This window comes from Candidatus Hydrogenedentota bacterium, from assembly GCA_018005585.1.
Classification (GTDB): domain Bacteria; phylum Hydrogenedentota; class Hydrogenedentia; order Hydrogenedentales; family JAGMZX01; genus JAGMZX01.
In genome coordinates this window covers 1-9297 of the sequence record JAGMZX010000042.1, presented here as the reverse complement: position 1 = coordinate 9297, position 9297 = coordinate 1, and the positions used below count along the sequence as shown (strand labels likewise).

Sequence of the window (9297 nt, the reverse complement as noted above, 5' to 3'; positions counted from 1 at the left end):
TCCGGTGGAACAGCCGCCCGCGGAAACGCAGGAAACGGCAACGGAGGAATCGCAGTAGTCCTGATGCAATCGGCGGTGCGGGGGATAGAACGGCGAGTGCTCTCGGGCCCTCTGTTACCGGCCGCGCACGCGAAGGCCGCTCGGACAACAGCCCATGGATAAGATTCTCATCCGCGGCGGAAAACCCCTGAAAGGGGATGTGCAGGTGCGTGGCGCGAAGAACGCCGCGTTGCCGCTGATGGCCGCGGCCCTGCTCGCCGAAGGTCCGTGCGTCCTCCACAACGTGCCCTGTCTGCACGACGTGTTCACGATGGACAAGATCCTCTCTTCCATGGGAGTGGATATCGAGTTCACGGGCCGGTACATGACGCTGACCGCGCCGTCCACGGCCCAGCCGGAAGCTCCTTACGACCTCGTGCGCAAGATGCGCGCCTCGTTCTTCGTGCTCGGGCCGCTGCTGGGCCGCTTCGGCCGGGCCCGCGTGTCCCTGCCGGGCGGTTGCGCCATTGGCACGCGTCCGGTGGATATCCACCTGAAGGGGCTCGAGGCGCTCGGCGCCAACATACGCATAGACGAGGGTTATGTGTTGGCGGAAGGCCGGCTCACCGGCGCGGACATCACGCTGGCGTTTCCCAGCGTGGGCGCGACCGAGAACATCATGATGGCTGCCTGCCGCGCGCAGGGCGTGACGCGCCTGAGCAACGCCGCGCGCGAACCCGAAATTGAAGACCTGGCCCGGTTCCTGAACGGAATGGGCGCGCGTATTTCCGGCGCGGGCACCGACCTGATCACGGTGGTCGGCGTAGAGGCTCTGTCCGGTGTGGAGCACGCGGTTATCGCGGACCGAATCGAGGCGGGCACGTTCCTGACCGCCGGCGCGGCCACGGGCGGCGAGGTCACCGTGTCGAACGCGTGCCCGGAACACTTGGTTGCGTTTTTGGACAAGCTGCGCGAGGCCGGCGCGGATGTGGAAGTGTACGGTAGACGTATCCGTATAGCCGCGCCGAACGGATTGAAAGCGGTGGACGTGGCGACCCAGCCCTATCCCGGCTTCGCCACGGACCTTCAAGCGCAGATGATGGCGCTTCTGACGTGCGCGGCAGGAGTCAGCCATATCAAGGAGACTGTTTTCGAGAACCGGTTCATGCAGGCGAGCGAACTGGTGCGCATGGGCGCCGACATCGCGCTCGAAGGCAATATGGCCATCGTGCGGGGCGTCCAGCACCTTTCCGGCGCGCCGGTCATGGCGTCGGACCTGCGCGCCAGCGCCGCCCTGGTTATCGCCGGGTTGATGGCCACGCGGGGAGAGACCGCCATCGCGCGCGTGTATCATATAGACCGCGGTTACGAACGGATAGAGGAACGCCTGGCCACGCTGGGCGCGGATGTGGAACGAGTCCACGAGTAAAGAGCAGGCGCTTTACAGGGAGAGGCCCCGGATGCAGGTCATGGTCATTCGCGACGATGCCGCGTTCCGCGACGCGCAGGCCTATGCGCGCAAGCTGAGTTTTGCCGCGGGTGAAAAGACACTGCAGGACGTGCGGGAGTCCGTGCGCTGGGTCATCGACGCGGTCCGGACGAACGGCGACGCGGCCATAGCCGAATGCACGGAGCGGTTCGACCGTGTCGCGCTCAGCCCCGATCAATTCGAAGTGAAACCCGCGGAAATCGAGGCTGCCGTCGCCTCCGTTGACCCCAGTCTCATCGCCATTCTGGAACGCGCCCACGAGAACATCCGGCGTTTCCACATCAAGAACCTGCGAGAGTCGTGGGAGGAGACGTACGAGGATGGCACAGTGGCCGGCCAGCGGATCACGCCCATTGAGAGTGCCGGGGTCTACGTGCCGGGCGGCAAGGCGTTCTATCCTTCGTCCGTCCTGATGAATATCGTGCCCGCGCGCGTGGCCGGCGTGAAAGAGATTGTCATGGTCTCGCCGCCCTCGCACGCCGGCAGCATTCATCCCGTTGTGCTCGCGGCGGCACGGCTCGCCGGCGCCACGCGCGTGTTTCGTATAGGCGGCGCGCAGGCCGTCGCGGCGCTCGCGTACGGTACCGAGACCGTCCCGCCCGTGGTGAAGATCACCGGGCCGGGCAATGTTTACGTGACCGTGGCCAAGTCGCTCGTGCGCGGCAGGGTCGAGATCGACAGTGAAGCGGGGCCGTCCGAGATCGTCGTGATTGCCGACGTGAAAGCTGACCCGGTTCACGTTGCCGCGGAATTGCTGGCCCAAGCGGAGCACGACGAATCGGCCTTGCCAATTCTCATCACGCCGTCCGAGGACCTGGTCGAGGAAGTGCGCGAGACAATCGCGGAAGAACTGCAGCGCGCGCCGCGCCGCGACATCATCAAGCGGTCCATCGAGGAGCGGGGCCGGGCGATCGTTGTCCGCAACATGGACGAAGCCGTTGAATTGACGAATTTGATTGCTCCGGAGCACCTGAGCATTCAGGTCGAGTTCCCGCGGAAACTCGCGGACCGCGTAGTCAACGCAGGCGCGATCATGCTGGGCGGTTGGACCCCAGTCGCGGCGGGCGACTACTATGCCGGGCCAAACCACATCCTCCCGACGGGCCGACGCGCCAGGTACCAATCGCCGCTGTCCGCCGAGGAATTTCGCAAAGTGACGAACATCCTCTACTACTCGCGTGAACGGTTGCGCGCCGACGCGGAAGATATTATCACCTTCGCCAAGGCGGAAGGGCTCGACGCGCACGCCCGCGCCGTCGAGGTGCGGCTGTGAAGTACGCGCGCAGACTACTGCGGGACGTGGAAGGCTACGTTCCCGGCGAGCAGCCCCGTGCAGAGCAGGTTGTCAAGCTCAACACAAACGAGAACCCGTACCCGCCGTCGCCGCGCGTGCTCGAAGCGTTGCGCGCGCTGAGCGCCGGCCAGTTGCGCCGGTATCCGGACCCCCTGTCGACGGCGTTCCGCGAGGCGTGCGCGCGCCGCTACGGGTGCCCCAATGCCGACTGGGTTATTGCGGGCAACGGTATGGATGAGTTGCTCGCGCTCGCCGTGCGCACCTTCGTGGACCCCGGTGACCGCGTGCTCGCCATGTACCCGACGTACAGCCTCTACGAGGTCCTCTGCAGGCTGCACGGCGCGGAATTGCTGTCCGTGGACCTCGACGATGATTTCGCGCTGCCGGAAACGTTCTTTAAGGCGCAGGCGCGCATGTGTTTCTTTACGCGGCCGAACGCGCCGACCGGCCATTGCGCGCCGCGCGCGGATGTCGAACGTTTTTGCGCGGGATTCAACGGCGTCGTCGTGATCGACGAGGCGTACGTCGATTTCGCGGACGATAACTGCATGGATTTTGCGCGCCGCTTCGACAATGTCGTCGTAATGCGCACGTTCTCAAAGTCATTCAGCCTCGCCGGCATGCGCATTGGCGTCGCGGCTGCGAATCCGGCGCTTATCAAAGAGTTCCTCAAGACGAAGGACTCGTACAATATGGATGCGGTCAGTCAAGCGGCGGGTCTGGCCGCCATCGAAGACTACGCCCACATGGAGCAAAACGTTGCGAAGGTGCGCGCGACCCGCGCACGGCTTATGGGAGACCTGCATCGACTGGGCTTTGCCGCTGGCGCGTCTCAGGCGAATTTTGTGCTGGCGCGCTGGACGGGCGTGCCCTCGGCGCTGGAAATCTTCGAGGCACTGCGTGAGCGCGGCATATTCGTGCGCTATTTCAATCTGCGCCGCCTCAGCGACTCGCTGCGCATCAGCATCGGCACGGATGAAGAATGCGCAGCGCTCATCACCGCGCTTGAGGATATCCTGGCCCGCCGCGCATGATGCATTTTCCATGGCGGCGAGGCATGCCTCTTCCCTTCGAAGGCCAGGCAAGGCGGCGCCATCAGTCCTGTCATCAACCGCGGGACGCTTCTCCCGCAAGGCTCACGTCGCGGCGGCCGCACGATACATGGCGGCTACCTTTTCGCCCGGGATTTCCGCGAGCAGGTTGTGGATGGCGCAAAACACGTAGCCGCCGTCTTTTCTCATGTACGACGTAACCTCCGCCACCTCGCGTTCGATGTCCGCGATGGAACCTAAGGGAAGCGTGGCCTGCGTGTTTACACCGCCACCCCAAAGCGCAATGCGCCCGCGCGCCTTGTCCTTCCAGTCCCGGAAGCTGTGACCGCCCGCCGTCCACTGCACCGGATTCAGCACGTCGAACCCGCTCGCGATGATCAGGTCGATGAGGCCGTAGACGGCGCCGCAGGAGTGGAGGAATGTCTTCACGCCGGGCGCAAACCGGTGAATGACGTCATTGACGCGCCGGTAATACGGCAGGAACAACGCCTCATAGGTTTCGGGCGAGGCGACCAACTGGGTCTGAGTGCCCCAGTCGTCCGCGGAGACGAGATACACGTCGATGTAAGGGTGGATCAGGGGCAGCAGCGTTTCGAGGGTTGCCACCGCATGCTGCGTCAGGGTTTCGTGCAGTTGCGCGACGTAATCCGGTTCCGTCATGCACAGCAACGGAAACAAGGCGATGCCCGTGAACCCTCCGATGCCGATGCCAGCGCCGGGGCCGCAGAACAGAATCGCGCGGTCCGTCGCCTCGCGCGCGCGGCGGCAGTGTTCGGCAATCCGCCGGGCTTCTTCGGCTTCGAAGGGATGTGCGGCAATCTGCTCGCACAGGCGCGTCAGGTCCGGCCGGGGGATTTCACCGACGAGGTCAAAGGGCTGGCCGCCGTGTTCCGCCTCGAATACGTGCGCGGACGGCGGCATGCTGCGCCCGTAGCGCGGCTGCGTGATTGTCCCGTCCGCCTGCGGCTCGAAAATGCCCGGGTCGCGCACGAGCGCGGGGAGGCGGCCGTTGAAATCATAGGCGTGCCACAGACCCGGCTGGTCGAATGCGTTGGTCGAGTCCGGCATGACGGTGACAACGTCGATGTTGAGCGCATCGAGCACATCGAGGTCGGGCAGGGCGAGCATCTGGCCCGTGTCATACACGCGGGGCCGGCGCGCCGGCAGCCCGAGCGCCGAGACAAGGCTCGGGTAGGCGAAACAACTGATGCCGGTCGACGCCATGCCCGCGAGATCCAGCGGCGCGCGGTCTGTCTCTTCAAATGCCAGGGCCTTCAACACACGTTCCCGTCTCGTCATGCGTGGCGTTCCTTTGGCGCGGCGGTATGCAGCGCGGTCAATTGTCGGCGGCGGCCTCGTCTTCGCGTGATTGCGCCGCGGCGCGGCGCGCCTGCCAACACCGGAAGGAGGAAACCCGGTCTTCGAACGTGGCGCACAGCCGCTCGATGTGTTCGCCCGGGTCTCCCGTGAACGGGATTAGCCGCACCGCCGGCCCATCCCAGTACGACCCGGGCAGGAGCAAGCCGGGCCCCGGCGTCACAATGGCGTAATGGGTGCCGTCCGGGGTGAGCGAAACGGCATCCGGGTCTTCCTCAATCTCGATGGCGAGGCCGTGGTCCTGCGCCGTGAAGACGGCCCGCGGCGCGTTCGAATGCACGCTGATTTCGCAGTCCCGCAACGAGAGTACCTCGACGCTTACCTCCGTGATGTCCGCTGCCGCGCGGCCGGCATTGTACACGCGGAACGTGCGCAGCATGCCCGGGTGGTCGTGAAAAGCATAGGTGCAGATGACGACGCCGACGCCTTCGGGGCCTTGTTTGCGCAAGACCAGCCCCGCCGCGTGCGGCGTACATTCCTCGCTCCACTCCACATCGCCGAGGTCCATGATGCCGAAGAATCGGTCCGGACAATGGATCTGAAACTCGGGGCTGCCGCCCGCAAGCCACTGAAACTGCCCGGCCCGCTGTGTCAATTCGATTGTATTGCCCACAAAAGCGGACCACGCCCGCTCCCACCACGCATTGCCCAAGCGGGCCGTGCCCGGGCCGACCTCGGTATAGGCGCGATGCGTCATTGTTGTTGCTCCATACGGTGGTGCCTCACATGCGCGATCATGCGGGTTTATCCCGGGGAAATGCAATCGCCGCGGCTCAGGGCAGCAGGCTGCGGAACGGGTTTTCGAGGCCGCCTGCGTAGCGCAGTAGCGTCCGCCATACGCCCGCGGCGCCCGTCATGAGCCCGCGCGCCCGGCCGCCGCGTTCCAGGCGCCACGCAGCGTTCTCGAGGCGGGGCAGGTCCAGCGCCGCGAGGATGGCGGCGTCGCGGTGAGCCTCCGCGGCGAGCGGAGACGCCGTGGCGGCGTCCAGCGCCGCATCCAGGCGGCTCGCGATGCCATGGCACAGGCAGAAACCAGGGTTGTTCGCCGCATGCATGCCGCGCACAGCGCGCAGCAGGAGTTCGCGGTCTGCGCCGCGGCCCAGAACCGTTGTCGCCAACGCCAGCGTCTTTACGACGCCGGGTGTACCGTGGCACCAGGCGTTCCATGCGGTCTCGTCCTCCGCAGACACCGGCCACCATACGGCGTCCCCGGCGTTTTCCAAGGGCCGCGCAGACCTCGCCAGCGTATCGATCGCATCTTCAGCAGCACGCCGGTGTGCTTCTCCGTCCGCGGCCTCGTACAAACGCAGCAACGCATAACAGACACCCGCGATTCCGTGCGCGAACCCGAACTGCTGCGCGCCGGACAGCGTCCCGTAGGGGCCGGCTGGCCACGGCCAGAACACGTCGTCTTTCTCGCGCACCGCCCGGTGCAACAGCGTCTTTCCGGCCACCACCGCCGTTTCACGACACGCGCCCGCGCCGGCAATGCGGTGCGCAGCCAGAAGCGACAGGGTATAACCCGCCAGACCATGGCAGACGTCCGGCGGTGCCGCTTCCGGTGGGTCAAACGATGTCAGGGCGCGCAGCCCTGCATCCTTGATTTCACGGTCTTCCCAGAGCCCTCCCAGTACCGTGGCGGCGAGCGCAACCCCGGGAAGCCCAAAATACATGCCTGGTATATGGCCCACGGCCGCGGCTTCGTCCATGAGGCGAGACAGGAGAGGCCGGAACCGGTCGATGACGGCGGGCTCGCAAAGCGCTTCCACGCCGCATTCCGCCGCCGTGATCATGCGTCCGGCCATTCCCGAATAGACGGTCACATCGTCGATATCGGCGATGCCTTGTTCCAAGGCGCCGGCAGTGTCCAGAACATCGCGCCATAACGCGTCGCGCAAGGCGGCTCTGTCGACCTGCGAGGATACTTCCCGCGCCGACTCGCGCTCCGGGCAAATGGCACCGAGCAGGCCCTTGTAGGCGCGGGAGAATTCCGCCGCGTTGTCCAGATGCGTCCGCGCGTTCTCCAAGTGGGGAAGGACTGACTCAGGGAAGAAGGTCTTCAGCGCGCTCGTATTGCAGAGACCGGTGGGCAATAGAATGGGGTGTGTACCAGAGCCCGTCATGAACGCGAGCGCAAGCAGCGCGTAGTGATCGTCGCGCACGTCGGGCGCATGAAGGCGATCCCGCGCCGGATCGTAGAATCCCGGCGTGCCCCTGCGATAGGGACGCGCATCCGATTCGATGGGGTGTGCCAATTCCCAGTCCAGGACTACGACGCCGCCTTCCCGTTCGAGCAGATTGGCGGGCGCGAGGTCGCGCACGATAACGCCGCGCCCGTGAATTTCGTCCACGACTGCCATCAGTTGGCGCAACATCGCGGCCAGCTGCTGCTTGACCACTGTCGTGCGAGCGTCAGGTGCGGTCCATCGCTCCCAGAACGTGGCGCCGTCCAGCCATGGCCGCACAAGGGCGACGGTCCGGTCTGCGTCCGGCAATAGCTCGGGGCAGGGAGGAACGCCAGTCACATCGGCGAGCATGCGCAGCATGTTCTGCTCGTTGCGCGCGCCCCACAGCGCATCGCGGCCGAACGCGTCGGCGTTCGTCCCTTTCCTGGCGGTCTTCGCCAGCAAAAATCCGGCATCCGGCGCGCGCCGCAATATCGCCTGAAATACAGCGCCCTTGGCCGTGATCTGCAGCAGCCGAACGAAAAAATAGTCCGTCCGGAGGAATGCCAGATGGTCGGCAGGCTCGTGATAGGGCAAGAGGGAGGGCATGACCGGGGCCGCATCGCCGCCGTCAGCGGGGTCAACGACATCGCCGCTCTCGGGATGCGCTAGCAGGCGTTGCTTCTGTCCGAGCGCATCGATGCGCACCCGAAAATCGAAGGGGCCGAACCGGCAGTACAGCGGGGCATCATCGAATGGCCTGAAATCCGTGGGAATGGCGGGTCCGTCGAAATCGCGCAGCACTTCGCGAAGGTTTTCGGCGAGTGCCGCGGCCGCTGTTTCATCCGGCGGGTACACCGTAATCGCCTTGCCGACTTGCGTGAGACCATAGCGTCCGTCGTTCAGGTCTTCCAGCGTTTCGATGGAACGCGCCAGCTTGAACGGCAGACCGCTTGCGTCCAATACCGGCAAGGCGGCGGCCAACAACGGCTCGAAGTTTGCGGGCGTGGCCGAGACGTGCAGCTTCCAGCCGCTGCGGATTTCGGGCCGCAGCCGTTCCCGGCGCACGCGCAACCAGAGTTCATCGCATGTGACTTGCGCGGGGTGAAACAGGGCGTGCACTGCTCTCAGCAGGCCGTCCTCCGAGTGCGGTTCCGGCATCTGGTCGCGCGTCCTCCGATCCCAGCGTGTGCCGCTAAGTAGAAGTCCCGGCGCGCAAGAACATTTGCACGCCGGGAATTATAGCTGTGACTAATGGGCGGCTCGAAAGCGTGATTGCGTTCTCAAGTCGTGCGGGCACAAGACACGCCGCACGTAAACCAGCACGACCTGCTTGTGTACGGAACCCCGAGGCCGATGAGTTGCGCGTCGCTGCGCGCGACAATCGCCGCCGCCTCTTCGGGAAGCAAATTCGGGTAACGCTTCAGAATTTCTTCTGTGGATTCCGCGGCGTCCCCCTGAATTTCAAATTTTTCAAGCAGGACATCATTCAGGAATCGAAGCAAATCCTTCGACATACTCATGTGGTCAATCCTTCCGTTCCTTCCTGGCCTGGTCCCAGCATCCCGATCATGCATTTCTAGTGCCGGCTCGTTCCGCATCCTCTTGGACTGCGCGAGGCGAGACCCGCGACGGCGTTTGCTATCCCCTGTCGTGCAGGATATTACTACCTGCGCCATGCTCAGGGCGATGGCCCTTCACAACCGCGCCGATAGCTTATCTGTACACGGGGATCAATTTCAAGATGCGGCACGCTCTTTTTCTCTGTACCCCGTCCGGCCCTCGCACAGGCATGCATTTCCCGCACAGACAGGAACGGGGCCCCGCGGGCGTTTGCCCGCGAGGCCCCGGAGATTCACCTTGTGCCCGGGGGGCTCAGTCCTGGCGCGCCCGGCGCACGCGCGGCAGCACCGCCACGCCCAGCGCCAGCGCCAGCACCAC

7 protein-coding genes are annotated in these 9297 nt (G+C 65.1%); 3 read left to right on the top strand and 4 right to left on the bottom strand.

The genetic code is table 11. The features are described 5' to 3' along the window. The first annotated feature begins 154 nt into the window (after window positions 1-154). From murA to hisC, 3 genes are read left to right on the top strand one after another with little or no spacing between them, the layout of a single operon-like run. On the top strand, window positions 155-1408 hold the full coding sequence (gene murA / locus KA184_09310; protein MBP8129768.1) for a UDP-N-acetylglucosamine 1-carboxyvinyltransferase: 1254 nt from the start codon (window positions 155-157) through the stop codon (window positions 1406-1408). Window positions 1409-1448: 40 nt separating this feature from the next. Further along, the gene (gene hisD / locus KA184_09305) at window positions 1449-2741 is read left to right on the top strand and encodes a histidinol dehydrogenase (protein ID MBP8129767.1); all 1293 of its coding nucleotides are present in this window, start codon (window positions 1449-1451) and stop codon (window positions 2739-2741) included. Beyond that, window positions 2738-3796, top strand: a complete 1059-nt coding sequence (gene hisC, locus KA184_09300; GenBank protein ID MBP8129766.1) for a histidinol-phosphate transaminase — start codon at window positions 2738-2740, stop codon at window positions 3794-3796. Before hisD ends, hisC begins: the two co-directional genes overlap by 4 nt. A gap of 102 nt (window positions 3797-3898) precedes the next feature. On the opposite strand, the gene KA184_09295 is transcribed toward hisC, so the two are convergent. From KA184_09295 to KA184_09280, 4 genes are all read right to left on the bottom strand, one after another. Beyond that, complete coding sequence (locus KA184_09295; protein ID MBP8129765.1) at window positions 3899-5113, bottom strand: hypothetical protein; 1215 nt, start codon at window positions 5111-5113, stop codon at window positions 3899-3901. Window positions 5114-5150: 37 nt separating this feature from the next. Next, complete coding sequence (locus tag KA184_09290; protein MBP8129764.1) at window positions 5151-5888, bottom strand: hypothetical protein; 738 nt, start codon at window positions 5886-5888, stop codon at window positions 5151-5153. 76 nt (window positions 5889-5964) lie between these two features. Continuing rightward, window positions 5965-8517, bottom strand: coding sequence for a hypothetical protein (locus tag KA184_09285; protein MBP8129763.1), 2553 nt, complete (start codon window positions 8515-8517; stop codon window positions 5965-5967). A 122-nt stretch (window positions 8518-8639) separates the two neighbouring features. Continuing rightward, a complete protein-coding gene (locus KA184_09280) occupies window positions 8640-8879 on the bottom strand; it encodes a hypothetical protein (GenBank protein ID MBP8129762.1) in 240 nt (79 codons plus the stop codon). Window positions 8880-9297: the final 418 nt, after the last annotated feature.

Excerpts from the sequence above, each read along its gene's own strand:
- KA184_09295 (MBP8129765.1), bottom strand. The coding sequence starts at position 5,113 with ATGACGAGACGGGAACGTGTGTTGAAGGCCCTGGCATTTGAAGAGACA.
- hisD (MBP8129767.1), top strand. The coding sequence starts at position 1,449 with ATGGTCATTCGCGACGATGCCGCGTTCCGCGACGCGCAGGCCTATGCG.
- KA184_09285 (MBP8129763.1), bottom strand. The coding sequence starts at position 8,517 with ATGCCGGAACCGCACTCGGAGGACGGCCTGCTGAGAGCAGTGCACGCC.
- KA184_09290 (MBP8129764.1), bottom strand. The coding sequence starts at position 5,888 with ATGACGCATCGCGCCTATACCGAGGTCGGCCCGGGCACGGCCCGCTTG.
- murA (MBP8129768.1), top strand. The coding sequence starts at position 155 with ATGGATAAGATTCTCATCCGCGGCGGAAAACCCCTGAAAGGGGATGTG.
- KA184_09280 (MBP8129762.1), bottom strand. The coding sequence starts at position 8,879 with ATGAGTATGTCGAAGGATTTGCTTCGATTCCTGAATGATGTCCTGCTT.